Consider the following 17878-nt stretch of genomic DNA (forward strand, 5'->3'; position numbering starts at 1 on the left):
TAAATACCTAAAATATTCTTCCAATAATTTTTTTATATTTCTCTGTGTATTTTACGAAATCATACTCTGGATTTTTAATAACTGAACTAATAAAATTTTGTTTGTTATATTCATAACTCATATTTGGAGTTAGATTTTCAACTAAATTAAAATATCTATTTTTTGATAAATTTAACATTTCTTCATTTGTCATTAATAGCCAATCAACATATTTGTCAATATATGATAGAGTTTTTTCTTTATCTTTCATCACAGCAAAAGTATCAGCAAACATTAGGATGTTGTTACCTAACAAATAACCTTCTAATTCAAAATCAAGAATAATTTTTCTTTGAAGATTAGCTAATTCCAATGCATATTCAAAGTTTCTTTCTTCTAAAGCAATGCCCCATAAACTAGCTAAGGAAATAATTGAATTGTTAATATTGTTAAAGAGACTCTCTTGTTCTATTTTCTTTGCTTTTTCTTTATCCCCCGTTATAGAATAAATCGTTGAGAGCATGAAGCCAGTATTTACATTGATCTTTGGGAGAGTATTTAATAGATCAATCGCTTTTTCATACTCACCTTTCATCGTATAAAGGCTTGATAAAACGTATAACGCAGCTTGTTTTACTTCTAGATCACCAATCTTTGAAGCTTCTTCTAAAAGCTCTATTGATCGATTTAACATTCTATCAGCTTCTTCTTCTGAATGAGCTAATTGAATATATTCTTGTAAAAGGCTTCCTATCCTAAATTTAAGAAAAAGACTATCTGGGTATTCTTCTAAATACTGTTCGCAGATTTTCAAAGCTTCATAATAATCTGAAGTGGAAAATTTTTCTGCACAGATTTTATATATGTTGTTTACATCTTCCGGTGTAAGTTCTGTTTCAAACATCAAGAGTGAGTCAATAGTTGTTCCTAAGATCCTTGCTATAGAGGATATGATGGTGATATCGGGATATGATATATTATTTTCCCACATTTCCACGACTTCTCTAGACACACCTAATCCATAAGCAAACTCCTCAATACTTATTCCCTTATTCTCTCTTAATTTTTTGATAGTATTTCCAACCGACAATTGCATGATAAACCTCCTCACCTTGAAAAGCAAAATTATATTTGTTATAATCATTTTTATACTTTTATATTATACCCTAAAATGATAGAATAAACAAACAGACTAGACAAAATAAGGAGAGCGTATGTAAATGATAAAACTTTTTAAAAATTTAAAGTCTTATTGGAAAAATATAGTTGGAGTGCTTACTTTTACGATGATTGGAGTATTGTGCGAACTATTTTTACCAAGACTTATGGGAAACATAGTAGACAATGGAGTTGTAAATGGCGATATAAACTACATTTTAAAGACTGGGTTACAAATGATCATATTTGCAATCGTTGGAACTAGTTCAATGATTGTATCGGCGTATCTTTCTTCAAAGACTGCTACAGGATTTGGTAGGGACTTAAGGAGAATGGTATTTACAAAAGTAGAAGGATATTCATTAAACGAAATGGAAAAGCTAGGGACTTCTTCTTTGATAACAAGAACCACAAACGACATAAATCAAATACAGCAAGTAGCAATTATGTCATTGCGAATGATGGTGAGAGCCCCTTTGATGTTAATAGGGGGCTTTGTAATGGCTTTTTCGACTAATTCTACTTTATCGAGGGTTCTTCTAATATCAGGGCCACTATTATTGATAGTAATTGCAACGATAGGGAGAGTAGCATTTCCTTTTTTCAAAAAGATTCAAGAAAAAATAGATAAGATAAACAAGGTAATGAGAGAAGAGTTATCAGGCATTAGAGTAATAAGGGCTTTTAATAAAGTTGACTTTGAAAAAAAGAGATTTGAAAAAGCAAATAAAGATTTGACAGAGACATTTTTAAAAGTCACTAGAATTATGACTTTGGTTATGCCTTTGATAATGATCATACTAAATTTTACAAATGTTGCAGTAATTTGGTTTGGAAGCAATTTAATAAGTACAAACAACATGGAAGTTGGACAATTGATGGCATTTATTCAATATGTAATGCAGATTATGTTTTCTTTGATAATGGTATCAGTTATATTTATAATGATTCCAAGAGCAAGCGCTTCAGCAACTAGAATAAATGAAGTCTTAGAATTACAATCAGATATAGTAGATGGAGTGGAGAAATTACCTGAAAACAAAGAAGGAGATATATTAGAATTAAAAGATGTAACGTTTAACTACTTTGATTCAGAAACACCAGCGGTGAAAGACATTAGCTTTAAAGTAAAAAAAGGACAAACAACTGCCATCATAGGTGGAACTGGTAGTGGAAAATCAACTATTTTAAATTTGATCATGAGATTTTTTGAGCCTACAAGTGGAGAAATACTGTTAAACGGCAAAAATATAAAAAATATTTCTCAGGATGAGTTGAGAAAACACTTTTCATTAATCCCTCAAAAAACTGTCCTGTTTACAGGGACAATAAGGGATAACATAAAGATGGGGAAAGAAGACGCGACAGATGAAGAGATAATTGAAGCTCTAAAAATAGCACAAGCTTATGATTTTGTTCAAAAAAATAAAGAAGGATTAGATTATATATTATCTCAAGGAGGAAAGAACCTCTCAGGTGGGCAAAAACAAAGGTTATCAATAGCTAGGGCAATAGTTAGAAGACCTGATTTTTATCTGTTTGACGACAGCTTTTCTGCCCTTGACTTTAAAACAGATAAAATACTAAGGGAAGAACTAAAAAAAGTTACACAAAATTCAGGAGTATTAATAGTAGCACAAAGAATTTCAACTATCATGGACGCTGAAACAATTGTAGTATTAGATGACGGAGAAATAGTAGGAATGGGAAATCATAAAGAATTGTTAAAATCTTGTGAAGTTTATAGGGAAATAGCTCAATCTCAGCTCGGTGAGGAGGCATTAAAAGATGAGTGAAGAAAATAAAGATTTAGAGAAGAAAAGAAAAGCTAAGAGAGTAAATAATCAACAAGGAGGTAGAGGGCAAGGAGGAAGGTTTGCAACTTTAGAAAAGCCAAAAGATTTTTCAGGAAGTGTAAGAAGACTAGCTGGATATTTGAAACCATATAGGGTTAGGATGGCTATTGTCATTTTTATGGCTATTGGAGCTACAATTTTTACCGTCATAAGTCCAATAATAATAGGGCAAATAACAACTTCATTGTATAACTCTATAACCACAAATACCCCAATTGACTTTAATTTTATTAAAAACACCATATTTTTATTAATAGGTATTTATTTGGTAGCAGCTTCCTTTAGTTATTTGCAACAATTTTTAATGGCTAGTGTGTCACAAAGATTAGGGTATGATTTAAGGAAACAAGCAAACGACAAAATACACAAATTGCCATTAAAGTATTTTGATTCAAAGACAGTGGGAGAAATTTTAAGTAGGGTCACAAACGACATCGATACAATTATTTCAACTATGCAACAATCAGTAACACAACTGATAACATCTGCACTGACATTCATAGGCATATTTGTGATGATGCTTATAATCAGTCCAACGCTCACACTGATTACACTAGTTACAATTCCATTGAGCATATTGATTACAAGAAATATTGCGAAGAGATCTCAAGTTTATTTTTCAAAACAGGCAAATGCATTAGGAGAATTAAATGGGCATGTTGAAGAAACTTACACTGGGCATGTAACGGTTAAAGCTTACAGCAGAGAAAATCAGTTTATTGAAGAATTCAATGAAATAAACGATAGACTGTATAGTCATGCGTGGAAAGCACAATTTGTATCTGGGATAATAATGCCTCTTATGTCACTTGTCAATAATATTGGGTACGTATTTGTAGCTGTAGTTGGTGGGATATTTGTGCTAAGAGGGAACATAACCATAGGATCGGTACAAGCTTTCATGCAATATACAAGGCAATTTACTCAGCCTATAGTACAGACTGCAGAGATCATTAACATTCTTCAGTCAACTGTAGCCTCTGCTGAAAGGGTATTCGAATTATTGGATGAAGACGAAGAATACGATGAAAGCAATAAAGTATTGAAATTAGAAAGGCCTAGAGGAGAAGTTGAATTTAAAAATGTTACATTTGGTTATACTAAAGAAAAACCTTTGATAAAAGACATGAATCTATATGCATCTCCTGGTGAAACAGTGGCAATTGTTGGACCGACAGGTGCTGGCAAGACAACCATTGTAAATTTACTCATGAGGTTTTACGAAATTGATGATGGAGAAATTCTCATAGATGGAGTAAACACAAAAGATTTAAAAAGAGAAGATGTAAGAAAGCTCTTTGGAATGGTATTGCAAGATACGTGGTTATTTAATGGGACAATCAAAGAAAACATAGCATATGGTAAAGAAAATGCAACAGATGAAGAGATAATGAAAGCTGCTAAATTAGCTCAAGCAGATCACTTCATAAGGACACTTCCAAAAGGATATGACACTGTATTAAATGAAGAAGCATCTAATATATCGCAAGGGCAAAAGCAACTTTTAACTATCGCAAGAGCAATATTAGCAAATCCAACAATTTTGATATTGGATGAGGCTACCTCAAGTGTTGATACAAGAACTGAAATATTAATTCAAAAAGGCATGGATGTATTGATGAAAGGAAGAACTAGTTTTGTAATAGCTCATAGGCTTTCGACAATAAAAAATGCTGACATGATACTTGTTATGAATAACGGGCAAATAATCGAGCAAGGGACACATGAAGAACTAATGAAACTCAATGGGTTCTATGCTGATCTTTACAATAGTCAGTTTGCTGCATAATTAAAAAGAAAAGCCTCAGGTTAAACCTGAGGCTTTTAAAGAATTGTTAGTATATAGTTTACTACTCCACCTAAAACTATCAATATTGCAGTGTTGACTTTAAACCTAGTCATCAACATCAAGCTTAGTGAAAAGATTATTACAGTGGTTAGGTTAAATAAAGAAGCTATTCCAAGATTTATGCTTACAAAAGCCATCATCACTAAAGAAGCGATATTTACTCCATCCAGTAAACTTGAAAAATACACTGAACTTCTTAGCTTTTGAATATGTGGTTTTATTAGATAAACCACTACAAACGCAGGTAAGAAGATTCCTATAGTAGCTAATATCGCACCTGGGAAACTTCCCAGCAGATAACCTATGAAAGTAGCTGTCGTAAAAACAGGGCCTGGAGTAAACTGTCCGACAGAGATAGCATCAAGCAGTTGTGTCATTGTGAGAAGCCCTCTTTTTTCAATAAACTCTGACTCTAAAAAAGCTAACAATACATAGCCGCTTCCATATAAGAAGGCACCAATTTTTAAGAATACTAAAAATATCATTGGCAGAGAAATGCTAAACAATTTACTCTTTAGCTTATCTCTATTGTCAAAAATCATCATGATTACACCTATAGATATGATAAGCCCAATTTCTGTTAAACCCACATAGTAAAGAATTGCTGCTAATAGTGCAAATATTATCTTCTTTTTAGAGTCTATCACTGTCTTAAATAGTCTAAAAAGAGCATTTAATATTATTGCCATGATAACAGGCTTTATTCCATCTAGTATTGCTCCAACTTCGGGGAGAGCACCGTAGTTGACGTAAAAAACTGCAAACAACAATACTATGAGCATTGCAGGAAGGATAAAAGAAACTCCCGCATTTATTAGACCTAAAACGCCTCCGTAATCATAACCTACCATTATGACCATTTCTGTTGAATTTGGACCTGGTATTAAATTTGTTGCTCCAAAAAAATCCATAAACTTATCTCTATCAAGCCACTTCTTTTTAGTCACAGCTTCTTCTTCCAGCATTGCTATATGTGCTGCTGGTCCTCCAAAAGCTAAAAAACCTAATTTGAGAAATGTTCTAGTTATTTCTAGCTGTCTATTACTCCTCTCTTGTTTTGGTAAAAGCTTATATTCTTTGTTATCCATATATTCACCTCAATCAATATATACCAATTTTATATAAAATAATGCAAAAAAATTTATAAAATACATGTTAAATTTAGTTTTGTAACAAATGTTACTTAAGAAAATCCAATTTAAAGGTATCATATATATCAAATGGGAGGGATATTATGGATATGTTTTGTTTTCAATGTCAAGAGACATCAAAAGGTACAGGTTGCACAAGGGTAGGAGTTTGTGGAAAAACAAGTGAGGTTGCAAATCTTCAAGACCTTATGATATATGCATTAAAAGGTATTTCACAACTGGCTACTAAGGCTGATGAGATAGGGTTAGAAATTGAAGGATTGGATAGATTTATAGTTGATGGATTATTTATGACTATCACCAATGCTAATTTTGACCGAGAAAGATTCTTAGAAAAAATAAGAGAAGCTCTTGTCAAAAGAGAAGAAATAGAGAAAATTCTTTTAGAAAAGAACGTTGATTTAAGTAATTTATCAGATTATGCAAGCTTTAGAGTAAATACAGATGATGACATAATATACAAATCAAACTCTGAAGAAGTAGGTGTATTAAGTACCAAAGATGAAGACATAAGATCTCTAAGGGAGCTAATAACCTATGGAGTTAAAGGTATGGCTGCGTATTATGAGCATGCACACAATTTAGGTTTTGAAAATAAAGAAATACCTAAATTCATGAGAAAAGCTTTGAGCATGATCACAGATGATAGTTTAACAGTTGATGAGTTAGTAAAACTCACATTAGAAACTGGTGAACACGGAGTCAAGGCTATGGCTTTGTTAGACGAGGCTAATACAACTACTTATGGAAACCCTGAAATAACCGAAGTGAATATTGGTGTAAGAAACAACCCAGCGATCCTTGTATCAGGGCATGACTTAAAAGATCTTGAAGAATTGCTGATACAGACTCAAGGCACTGGTGTGGATGTTTATACTCATAGTGAAATGCTACCAGCAAACTATTACCCAGCATTTAAAAAGTATGATAATTTTGTTGGGAACTATGGAAATGCATGGTGGAAACAAAATGAAGAGTTTGAGAAATTCAATGGAGCAATATTATTTACCACAAATTGTATTATACCACCTAAAGAGTCGTATAAAGACAGAGTATACACGACAGGTAGCTCCGGATACCCAGGATTCAAACACATTCCTGATAGGAAAGGTGATAATCCTAAAGATTTCAGTGAAATAATTGAACACGCCAAAAGACTTCCTGTACCAACAGAAATAGAAACAGGGAAAATAGTTGGAGGTTTTGCACATGCACAAGTATTCGCTCTAGCAGATAAGATTGTAGAAGCAGTTAAAAATGGAGATATAAAGAAATTCTTCGTTATGGCAGGTTGTGATGGCAGGATGAAGAGCAGAAATTATTACACTGAATTTGCACAAGCTTTACCAAAAGATACAGTTATACTCACTGCAGGATGTGCTAAATACAGATACAATAAATTAAACTTAGGAGATATAAATGGGATACCAAGAGTTTTAGATGCAGGGCAATGTAATGACAGCTATTCACTTGCTTTGATAGCTTTGAAGCTAAAAGAAATCTTTGAACTAAACGACATAAACGAACTACCTATAGCATATAATATCGCTTGGTATGAACAAAAAGCTGTAATAGTGTTACTTTCACTATTGAGCCTAGGTGTAAAAAATATTCATTTAGGACCTACACTTCCAGCTTTCTTATCTCCGAATGTAGCAAAAGTATTAGTAGATAATTTTGGAATTGGAACTATAAAAGATGTAGAAAGCGATATTGAATATTTCTTAGCATAGACACAAAAAACCGATTGATCAATCGGTTTTTTTGTTTATCATCCTATAATTAGGGAATATATAAGATGCACTTAAAATTAAAGGAGGTATGACAATGTATAGAAGTAAAAAATTAGTTGCATTCTTATCGGCAATAGCTCTTGTATTAACTATTTTTTCATTTCCAATTAGCTCAAATGCTGCAGGGGAAACCATAAAGATCACAGTTTTAGGGACTACTGATTTACATGCAAACATTTACAACTATTCTTATGAAGATGGCAAAGAAGTAGACAACTTAGGAATGACAAAAGTTTATTCTGTAGTAAAAGAAGTAAGAGAAGAAAATCCAAATACTTTACTTATCGACAATGGCGATACTATTCAAGGGACAATCTTATCTGACGACTTATATAACAACGATTTAAGCCTAAAAAATCCTGTTATAGATGTAATGAATTTCATGGGGTATGATGCAATGGTTTTAGGCAATCACGAGTTTAATTTTGGAATAGAATTGATTGACAAGATCAAAGAAGAGGCGGAATTTCCGATTTTAGCTGCGAATGTTACAAATAAATCTAATTCTTCTAACTTTGCAACTCCTTATATAATAAAAGAAGTTAATGGAGTAAAAATAGGCATACTTGGTTTTACCAACCCAAATATTCCAAAGTGGGACGGACCTAAAGTAACTAATTTAGAGTTTACAAAACCAGTTGATACAGCTGGAAAATACATTGAAGAGATGAAACAGCAAGGTGTTGACATCATAATAGTTTCAACTCATACTGGTTTAGAAGAAGAATACGCTTCAACTGGTGATGGAGCTATGGAATTAATAGAAAAATACCCAGACATAGATGCTGTTTTAACAGGACATGCTCATGTTACACAAAACACAGTCATAAACGATACTTTAGTAGGAGCTGCTAAAAATGCAGGTGCTGAAGTTGTTAGATTTGATTTCGAAGTAAAAGAAGAAAATGGTGAGTTTACAATAGTTGACAAGAAAGTCGATGTAATAAGTGTAAAAGACTATCAAGCAGATGAAGATTTAATAAACTATGCTAAACCTTATCATGAAAGAACATTGGAATTTTTGAAAGAAGTCATTGGGACAGTAACAGAAGACTTCGCACCACCATCAGAAATTCCTGGAATACCTGAAGCTCAAATAAGAGATACTGCAGTTATTGACTTAATAAACAATGTTCAATTGGAGGCTACAGGAGCTGATATTGCAGCTGCTGCATTGTTTAGCCAAAATTCTAATTTAAGGAAAGGCGATGTAACCTACGCAAATATATTTGAGATATATAAGTATCCAAACACATTAGTAGGAATAGAAATCACAGGAAAAGAACTCAAAGACTACATGGAATGGTCAGCTTCTTATTACAATACATTCAAACCTGGAGATATCAATATAAGTTTTAACCCAAATATAAGAGGCTACAATTATGATATGTTCCAAGGAGTTGACTATAAGATTGATATAACTAAACCAGTAGGAGAAAGAATAATTGACATTACATTCAATGGGAAACCAGTGAAAGATACAGATACATTTAAATTAGCAATAAATAATTACAGATATGGCGGTCTAAAAAGCATGGGAATCATAAGCGGTGAGCCATACTTTGAATCAGATCCAAAATCATTGAGAAGCTATATAGCAGACTATATAAGAGAAAATTCACCATTAGAACCTCAAGTAGATAACAATTGGGAAATTGTAGGAGCTGATTTAAGTCATCCTCTAAGACCATATCTAATTGAAGAAATAAAAGCAGGCAGATTATCATTGCCAGTATCAGAAGATGGGAGAAGTTTTAACTCTGCAGCAATAAATGCTGATGATATGATTAAACAAGGCTTAATACCTGATGAAGTGTTAAAAGAATATGGAATAGAAGTAGAACCATATGAGCCAGAAGAACCACAACAGCCAACAGAGCCAGAAGAACCTCAACAACCAACAGAACCAGAAGAACCTCAACAACCTGAAAATGAGATCTATATAGTTAAATCAGGGGACACTCTTTACAAAATAGGACAAAAAACAGGAGTGGATTGGAAGAAGATAGCTGAATTAAACGAACTATCAAATCCAAACCTAATCTATCCAAATCAAGAGTTACTGATACCAACTACATCTGATGAAAATGAATCAACTGAAATTATTTACACTGTTAAATCAGGGGATACACTTTCAGAAATAGCTCTTAAATATGGAGTAGACTGGAAAGACTTAGCAGAAGATAATAAACTAGCAAATCCAAATTTAATTTATCCTAATCAAAAGATTATAATAAAAAAATAATCACTAAAAAGTCTATAAAATGTTATAATGAACAATATAAAACCCCTTCTTAAGGGGTTTTATATTGTTATATATGGGTATATACATTAGATAAATTAATTATAGGAGGCAAATAAATTGACAGATTGGCTTTTAAAAAAAGTGTTAAATGATAATACTAACTTTCAAGACCCGATAATAAGGCAAAGGGTTGGTTATTTAGCTGGAGTAGTGGGAGTTATTGTAAATGTTATTTTATCTGTTATTAAAATAATCATTGGTTTACTCATATCATCTATTAGTGTGCTTGCTGATGGTGTAAACAATCTTTCGGATTCGGCATCATCTATCACAACTTTAATAGGCTTTAAAATATCAAATTCCCCCGCCGACAAAGAACATCCTTATGGTCATGGTAGAGTAGAATACATAGCAGCATTGATTGTTTCATTTATGGTAATTTTAGTAGGATTGCAATTTACAACATCTTCAATTGACAGGATTAGAAATCCTAAACCAGTTGATTTTGAAATCATTTCATTTAGTATTCTTATAATATCAATACTTTCAAAGGTATGGCTAGCTATATTTAATAGGAAATTAAGTGAAAAAATTAACTCAACAGGTTTAAAAGCAACAGCTACAGACGCATTTGGGGATGTACTCATAACAAGTGTAGTTGTGCTGTCAATTGCGCTATCGCAAGTGACTACTTTTCCAATTGATGGTATTGTAGGGTTAATTGTTTCTTTCTTTATCATTTACCAAGGGATAGGGCTTATAAAATACACAATAGGGCCTTTAATAGGACAGGCACCATCTCGTGAAATGGTTCAAAATATTTATGAAGACTTAAAAAAATACGACTATATAACTGGAGCACACGATCTATTGATACACTCTTATGGAGAAGGCAAATACATGGGCACTGTAGACGTTGAATTTCCAGCAGATATTGACGTAATAACAATACACAATGTAATTGACAAAGCAGAAAAAGAGTTGGGAGAAAAATACAATATTTCTCTAGTCATTCACATGGATCCACTTGAAAAAGAGACTAAAGAGAGATATGAGCTTAGGAGAAGTGTAAAAGATATAATTAAAAAAGACGAAAGAGTTGAATCCATGCACGACTTTAGAGTTTTAGAAGACGAACATGGTGAATACATTGAACTTCACGTAGTTATAAATGGAGAGAAGATTGACAAAGAAGAAATAAATGAAAAAATAAAGCAGGAAATAGAGCAAAGAATAGAATCTATATCAAATGGGCTAAGAGTAAAAGTAATAATAGATATTGACTTTGATGGAACGAGGGGATAAGTTTGACAGAAAAAAATATAGAAAACAAGTTTTTGGAGTATATAAAATCAGGAGAAAAAGAACCAGATAATTTAAGATTAGGCTTAGAGCTAGAACATTTTATTGTTTATGAAAAAGATTTAAGCACTGTATCTTACTATGGATCAGATGGAGTTGAATCAAGTTTAGAAGAATTTTCTAAAGATGCAAAAAATGTGAAAAGGGAAAACGGCCATATCATAGGAGTAGATAAAGATGGTTATTACATCACTCTAGAACCTGGAGCTCAGCTCGAAATAAGCGTTGAAAAGAAGGACTCTATTATAGAAATTGAGCAAATATATATAAATTTTTTGAATGAATTTTTACCCATATTAAAAAAGAAAAAACAAACTTTAATAAACTTAGGATATCAGCCAGTGACTAAGATCGATGAAATAAAGTTAATTCCTAAAGAAAGATACAGTATAATGTATGAACACTTTTATTCAAAAGGAAAGTATGCACACAACATGATGAAAGGTACTGCTGCAACACAAGTTTCGATAGATTATACAGATGAAAATGACTATGCTAAGAAAATAAGAGTAATCAATGCCTTATCACCTGTACTTTATGCAATGTTTGAAAATGCATATATTTTTGAGGGAAAGCCTACAGAAAATCACTGTACAAGAGCTTTGATTTGGAAAAATTGTGATGATGATAGAACGGGGATAGTTCCAGGAAGTTTAAAAGATAATTTCAAATACACTGATTATGTAAATTATATATTAAATAGACCTCCTATATTTACAATAAGAGATGGAAAAATCATAAGAACTTTTGAAAAAAAAGTAATAGAAGTAGTAGATGAAAAGAATTTGACTCAAGAAGAGATAATGCATTTGATGAGCATGTTTTTTCCAGATGTGAGAACTAAGACATATATTGAGATAAGAATGATGGATTCAGTGCCGTTTGACTTTGCTCTAGGTGCAGTGGCGCTGATAAAGGGATTGTTTTATAACAAGAAAAACTTAGACTTCCTATATGAAAAGGTAAAAGAAATAGATGAAAAAGAAGTAAATCTAGGCAAAGAGGAAATAATAAAAAATGGGCTTTTCAGTTTGTATGGAAATCATAAGATGATAGATATTGCAAAACATTTGCTAAATATAGCGCACGATGGGTTAGATGATGAAGAAAAAAATTATTTAGTGCCACTTAATAATCTGTGCTATAATGAAATCAATTTATATGAAAGAACTAAAATGCTTTATGAAAGTAAAGATAGATTAAATGCTTTGGATTGGGCAAAAGTAAAGGGTGAAGTGGTTTGAAAGGTGAATATATAAACAATAGCTTTATAGAGATGGTATTAAGAGAGAAAGACTATTATGAAAAAGATTACTTAAATATAGCGGAAAAAGTAAAAAATTCATCTGCCATCTACAAGGGTAAGCCTGTTCCTTTTACTTACAACCCAATGTTTTTTACTAAAGAGGATGAAGAGAATATAAAGTATATCATGGAATACATGATGAAAATTTGTGATAAAGTAACTTATGAATACATTAAAAATGCTGAGTTCAGAAAGAGATTTTTATTTCCCAAAGAGATTGAAGAGCTGATTCTATTAGAAAACCCTTATGATGTAAATATTCCAATAGCTAGATTTGACATGTTCTACAAAGACAATGATAATTTTAAATTTTGTGAACTAAATACTGATGGGTCATCGGCTATGAATGAAGATAACACCATAGCAAGGATATTATTAGAGTCAAAAGCCATGGAAGACTTTAAAAATGGAAAAGAGTTTATAAATAGAGAACTGATAGATAAATGGGTGGATGAGAGTTTAAAATTATATGAAAAAGCTAGATTTCGTGAAGGAAATCCTAACGTGGCAATAGTTGATTTTAAAGAGAGCGCCACTATTTATGAATTCATAGAATTTAAAAAAGCTTATGAAAGAAGAGGACTAAAGGCATTTATAGTAGACCCAAGGGATTTAGTGTATAGAGATGAAAAACTGTACTATGATAATACTAGGATAGATTTAATATATAGAAGGATTGTGACATTTGAATTAATCGAGAAATTCAGTGAAGCTGAAGCATTTATAAAAGCATATAAAAATAAAAGCGTGGTAACTATAGGTTCATTGAGAAGCCAAGTAGCGCACAATAAGATATTTTTCAAAGTTTTGCACGATGAGGATATTAGATATTTATTTGAAGATGAAGAAATTGATTTTATAAAGAAACACATACCGTATACGGGGATATTTGGTGGAGAAAAACGTGTATTTAATGAAGTACTTGTGAATAAAGATAAATATGTGATAAAACCTATGGATATGAACGCTTCACAAGGAGTATTGATTGGAAGAGATTTAGACAGCGCAACATGGCAAAAGGGATTAGAAAAAGCCTTTGACAATAACTACATCTATCAAGAGTTTGTAGAACCTTTTGAGAGAGAATTTATAGTTTATGAGGAAGGATTAAAAAAGAAGAAATTAAAATATTTAGTTGGTGCATTTTTATACAATAAAAAATACGCTGGGATGTACACTAGGGTAAGTGAAAACAATTTAATTTCAGGAGTTAAAGATTATTACACTGCGGCAAATGTTATCGTAAAATGAAGGTGATATAGTGTGAAAGAGATTTTAAAGAATGATTGGCAAGAAATTTTAAAAGATGAGTTTGAAAAGGACTATTACATAAATTTAAGGCAGATACTCATCAAAGAGTATAGAGATTACATAATTTATCCTGACATGTATAGCATTTTTAATGCACTTCATTACACTCCGTATAATGACGTTAAAGTGGTCATATTAGGGCAAGATCCTTATCATGGGGAAAATCAAGCTCATGGATTGAGTTTTAGTGTAAAAAAAGGGGTGGCCATACCGCCATCTTTGATGAACATATATAAAGAATTAAAATCTGATTTAGGATATGACATCCCAAATCATGGAAATCTAGAAAAATGGGCTAAAGAGGGAGTACTACTATTAAATACAGTACTTACAGTAAGAAAAGGACAGCCTAATTCCCATAAAGGGTTGGGCTGGGAAATATTTACCGATAGAGTGATAGAGCTTGTAAATAAAAAAGAGACACCAGTTGTTTTTTTACTTTGGGGTAACAATGCCATATCAAAACAGAATCTTATTACAAATAAAAAACATCTAATAATAAAATCACCTCATCCAAGTCCATTTTCAGCAGCAAGGGGTTTTTTTGGCTCAAAGCCATTTTCAAAGACGAATGATTTTTTAGTAAGAAATGGAGAAGACCCTATAGATTGGAAAATAGAAAATATATAGGAGGAAGAAATGAATTTATTTGGCGTTGAAGAAAACAAGTTATACATCGAAAATATACCTGTATTAGTGATTAGACCATCATTTATAGAAGGAAATTACCCTACTGTAATCTTTTATCATGGATTTACTTCAAATAAAGAAAACCAAAAATTTAGAGCCGAAATTTTAGCCTCACTTGGCTATCAAATAATACTTCCCGACAGTTTATATCACGGCGAAAGAGGTAATATAGACTATGAAAAAGAAGTTTATGAGGGGGTTTTTTGGAGGATAGTTTTAAAAAACATCGAAGAATATGATACCATCAAAGACTTCGCCACAGAAAAATTGCATTCAGATCCAAATAGAATGGCAGTAATGGGTCATTCAATGGGAGGTTTCACTTCAAGCGGTATATTTAGAAAAGATGAAGCTCTAAAGACAGCTATAATTGTGAATGGCTCTTGTGACTATTTAGAAAGCAATAAAATATTTAAGAACAAACTTGGTATTGAAGATGATGAGAAATTTGAAGAAATGGAAAGACATATATCAAACAATGATCCGCTAAGAAATATAAAGACCATTGTAGATAGGCCTCTTTTACTTTTACATGGAGAAGCAGATAGTATAGTGGATATAAACCCTCAAAAGCAATTTTATGAAACGGCAAAAAAACTATACAAAAATAAGGAGCTCATAAATTTAATTACTTATCCTAATTTAAACCATCATTTCACAGTTAGCATGCTCGAAAAATCAGCCGAATGGTTGAATAAATACCTATAAAATAAATTCATAAACTAAATACAATTGCAATATCAAAAAAAGAGGAATGAGGATTGTAAACTTCCTCTTTTTTGTTTTGTGAGAATAATACTTCATTCCCAAAAGTCCCCCTAATGAACCGCCTATAAAGCACACTAACAATAATCTGTTTTCACTTATCCTCCATTTATGATTTTTAGATAGTTTTTTGTCTTTTCCAAAGAGATAAAAAGAATACAGATTTATGATTATAGCATAGATCAATAAAGCATTATATGAATTTGACAAATTATTCACACTCCATAGAATTATTAAAAAATTTAATCAAATAGTGAGTTTTTACATTGACAATCATTAAAATTTATTATAGTGTAAACTTAAAATATATGCAATTTTAGGTAGGTGCTATATGGAATACACATTTGATTTAGAAAAGAACAAAGATAAATTGACAGAGTACAAAGACTTTTTAAAAATGATTAAAGCTACAAATGGAGCGCTTATGCCAGCGCTTCAAAAAGCACAAGAGCTTTTTAATTATCTCCCTAAAGAAGTATTGAAAATAGTTAGCGAAGAATTGAGGATACCACTTGCAGAAATTTATGGGGTAGCTACTTTTTATGCGCAGTTTTCTTTTATACCTAAAGGAGAAAACCAAATAAGTGTCTGTCTAGGGACTGCATGCTATGTAAAAGGAGCACAAGCAATATTAGAAGAATTTGAAAAAGAGCTAGGTATAAAACAAGGGGAAACCACGAGTGATTTGAAATTTTCAATTAACGAGGCTAGGTGTTTAGGAGATTGTTCAAAAGCGCCAGTCGTTATGATCAATTCTACTTTATTTCCGCTAGTTAAGAAAAAAGATGTAAAGAAAATACTCGAAGATTTACGATAGAGGTGTGGCATGGATAAAAATAGACTTATTTCCATTAAAGAGGAGAAAAGGGCAAAGATAATAGAGAATCTATTGCAGAATGACTTGATTGAGTTAGTAGAAGATAAAGTGGTGTTAAAGGGGGATTACTATAAAAATCAACTGCGCATTGCTTTAAGAAATTGCGATATAATAAATCCCTTTGATATTGAAGAATACATAGCCTTTGACGGTTATTTAGCGCTACATAATGTTTTAACTAATCTTTCTCAAAGAGAAGTAGTTGATATAATGAAAAATTCACTTCTTAGAGGAAGAGGTGGCGCTGGCTTTCCTACAGGAAAGAAATGGGAGGAAGCATTTACATTTGATGCAGACCAAAAATACATAATTTGCAATGCAGACGAAGGCGATCCTGGTGCTTTTATGGATAGGTCAATCTTAGAAAAAGACCCTCACAGTGTACTAGAAGGCATGGCAATAGGTGGATATGCAATAGGTGCAAATAAAGGTTTTATATATGTAAGAGCAGAGTATCCTCAGGCAGTAAAGACTTTAAAACATGCGATTGAGGAGGCGAAAACTCTAGGACTTTTAGGCAAAGATATATTCAAATCGGGTTTTGATTTTGACATTGAATTAAGGCTTGGTTCAGGTGCATTTGTCTGTGGAGAGGGTACTGCTCTCATAGAATCTATTGAAGGGCATAGGGGTATGCCTAGACCTAAATTACAGAGAACTGCGCATGTGGGATTGTGGGGCAAGCCTACGATAATAAACAACGTAGAGACTTTTGCAAATGTTGCTCCAATAATATTAAATGGTGCCGAATGGTTTAGAAGCATAGGCACAGAGAAATCCCCTGGGACAAAGGTATTTTCACTCGTTGGGAAAATTGAAAACGCAGGGCTTGTAGAAGTTCCAATGGGCACTAAGTTAAGAGATATAGTTTTTGACATTGGGGGAGGTTGCCAAAACAACAAAGAATATAAAGCAGTACAAACTGGAGGACCATCAGGAGGGTGTATCCCTAAAGAATATCTAGATGTAGCTGTTGATTTTGAGTCTTTAGCTAGCATAGGTTCTATCATGGGTTCAGGTGGAATGGTTGTTATGGACGAGAACACTTGTATGATGGATATCGCTAAATATTTTTTGGAGTTTAGCGTAGATGAATCATGTGGCAAGTGCATTCCATGTAGAGAGGGCACAAGAAGAATGTATGAAATATTAGAGCTCATAACTGAAGGAAAAGCGCAGATGAGTGACTTAGAAGAGCTAGAAAACCTTGCGCATGTCGTCAGTGATACTTCGTTATGCGGGCTTGGGCAAACCGCTCCAAATCCAGTTATAACTACTTTAAAATACTATAAGGATGAATATATTGCACATATAGTTGATAAGAAATGTCCTGCAAAAAGCTGCAAACCACTTATAACTTACACCATTTCAGACAAATGCATAGGCTGTACTTTGTGCAAGAAAAACTGTCCTGTAGATGCTATTCAGGGGGAACTCAAAGTAAAACACAGCATAGATATAGAAAAATGTATAAAATGTGGCAGCTGCTATGAGGTTTGTCCTGTAAAACCAGTAAAAGCAGTAGAGATATACTAG

14 protein-coding genes are annotated in these 17878 nt (G+C 32.5%); 11 read left to right on the forward strand and 3 right to left on the reverse strand.

Annotation, left to right across the window (positions count from 1 at the left end; all coding sequences use genetic code 11):
* Nucleotides 1-7: 7 nt before the first annotated feature.
* Nucleotides 8-1075 (reverse strand): helix-turn-helix domain-containing protein, encoded by a 1068-nt coding sequence (locus tag E4100_RS01925; RefSeq protein WP_167792046.1) that lies wholly within the window; start codon nucleotides 1073-1075, stop codon nucleotides 8-10.
* 124 nt (nucleotides 1076-1199) lie between these two features.
* On the opposite strand from E4100_RS01925, the gene E4100_RS01930 reads away from it, so the two are divergent.
* Together E4100_RS01930 and E4100_RS01935 are read left to right on the forward strand one after the other, a co-directional pair.
* The gene (locus E4100_RS01930) at nucleotides 1200-2933 is read left to right on the forward strand and encodes an ABC transporter ATP-binding protein (protein ID WP_135270312.1); all 1734 of its coding nucleotides are present in this window, start codon (nucleotides 1200-1202) and stop codon (nucleotides 2931-2933) included.
* Nucleotides 2926-4782 carry an ABC transporter ATP-binding protein gene (locus tag E4100_RS01935; protein WP_135270314.1) on the forward strand — a complete coding sequence of 619 codons (1857 nt, stop codon included), beginning with the start codon at nucleotides 2926-2928 and terminating at the stop codon, nucleotides 4780-4782. Before E4100_RS01930 ends, E4100_RS01935 begins: the two co-directional genes overlap by 8 nt.
* 35 nt (nucleotides 4783-4817) lie before the next feature.
* Here E4100_RS01935 and E4100_RS01940 read toward each other — a convergent pair whose 3' ends face one another.
* Complete coding sequence (locus tag E4100_RS01940) at nucleotides 4818-5930, reverse strand: chromate transporter (RefSeq protein WP_135270316.1); 1113 nt, start codon at nucleotides 5928-5930, stop codon at nucleotides 4818-4820.
* Between the two features lie 146 nt (nucleotides 5931-6076).
* On the opposite strand from E4100_RS01940, the gene hcp reads away from it, so the two are divergent.
* The 7 genes from hcp (at nucleotide 6077) to E4100_RS01975 (ending at nucleotide 15408) form a co-directional block, all read left to right on the forward strand.
* Nucleotides 6077-7726 (forward strand): hydroxylamine reductase, encoded by a 1650-nt coding sequence (gene hcp, locus E4100_RS01945; protein WP_135270318.1) that lies wholly within the window; start codon nucleotides 6077-6079, stop codon nucleotides 7724-7726.
* Nucleotides 7727-7820: 94 nt separating this feature from the next.
* Complete coding sequence (locus E4100_RS01950) at nucleotides 7821-10031, forward strand: LysM peptidoglycan-binding domain-containing protein (RefSeq protein ID WP_167792047.1); 2211 nt, start codon at nucleotides 7821-7823, stop codon at nucleotides 10029-10031.
* A gap of 117 nt (nucleotides 10032-10148) precedes the next feature.
* Entirely contained in the window at nucleotides 10149-11336 is a 1188-nt protein-coding gene (locus E4100_RS01955) for a cation diffusion facilitator family transporter (RefSeq protein ID WP_135270320.1), read from the forward strand.
* 2 nt (nucleotides 11337-11338) lie between these two features.
* Complete coding sequence (locus E4100_RS01960; RefSeq protein WP_167792048.1) at nucleotides 11339-12637, forward strand: glutamate--cysteine ligase; 1299 nt, start codon at nucleotides 11339-11341, stop codon at nucleotides 12635-12637.
* Nucleotides 12634-13950 (forward strand): glutathionylspermidine synthase family protein, encoded by a 1317-nt coding sequence (locus tag E4100_RS01965; RefSeq protein ID WP_209315225.1) that lies wholly within the window; start codon nucleotides 12634-12636, stop codon nucleotides 13948-13950. Before E4100_RS01960 ends, E4100_RS01965 begins: the two co-directional genes overlap by 4 nt.
* Before the next feature lie 12 nt (nucleotides 13951-13962).
* Nucleotides 13963-14640 carry a uracil-DNA glycosylase gene (locus tag E4100_RS01970; protein WP_135270324.1) on the forward strand — a complete coding sequence of 226 codons (678 nt, stop codon included), beginning with the start codon at nucleotides 13963-13965 and terminating at the stop codon, nucleotides 14638-14640.
* Between the two features lie 9 nt (nucleotides 14641-14649).
* Nucleotides 14650-15408, forward strand: a complete 759-nt coding sequence (locus E4100_RS01975; RefSeq protein WP_135270326.1) for an alpha/beta hydrolase family protein — start codon at nucleotides 14650-14652, stop codon at nucleotides 15406-15408.
* Here the strand turns inward: E4100_RS01975 and E4100_RS01980 are convergent.
* Nucleotides 15403-15684 (reverse strand): DUF1294 domain-containing protein, encoded by a 282-nt coding sequence (locus E4100_RS01980; RefSeq protein ID WP_245196342.1) that lies wholly within the window; start codon nucleotides 15682-15684, stop codon nucleotides 15403-15405. The genes E4100_RS01975 and E4100_RS01980 overlap by 6 nt on opposite strands.
* A 112-nt stretch (nucleotides 15685-15796) precedes the next feature.
* Between E4100_RS01980 and E4100_RS01985 the strand changes: the two genes are divergently transcribed.
* Entirely contained in the window at nucleotides 15797-16282 is a 486-nt protein-coding gene (locus E4100_RS01985) for an NADH-quinone oxidoreductase subunit NuoE family protein (RefSeq protein WP_135270328.1), read from the forward strand.
* A 9-nt stretch (nucleotides 16283-16291) separates the two neighbouring features.
* Entirely contained in the window at nucleotides 16292-17878 is a 1587-nt protein-coding gene (locus E4100_RS01990; RefSeq protein ID WP_135270330.1) for an NADH-ubiquinone oxidoreductase-F iron-sulfur binding region domain-containing protein, read from the forward strand.

It is taken from the genome of Soehngenia longivitae, from assembly GCF_004684055.1.
Lineage (GTDB): Bacteria > Bacillota > Clostridia > Tissierellales > Tissierellaceae > Soehngenia > Soehngenia longivitae.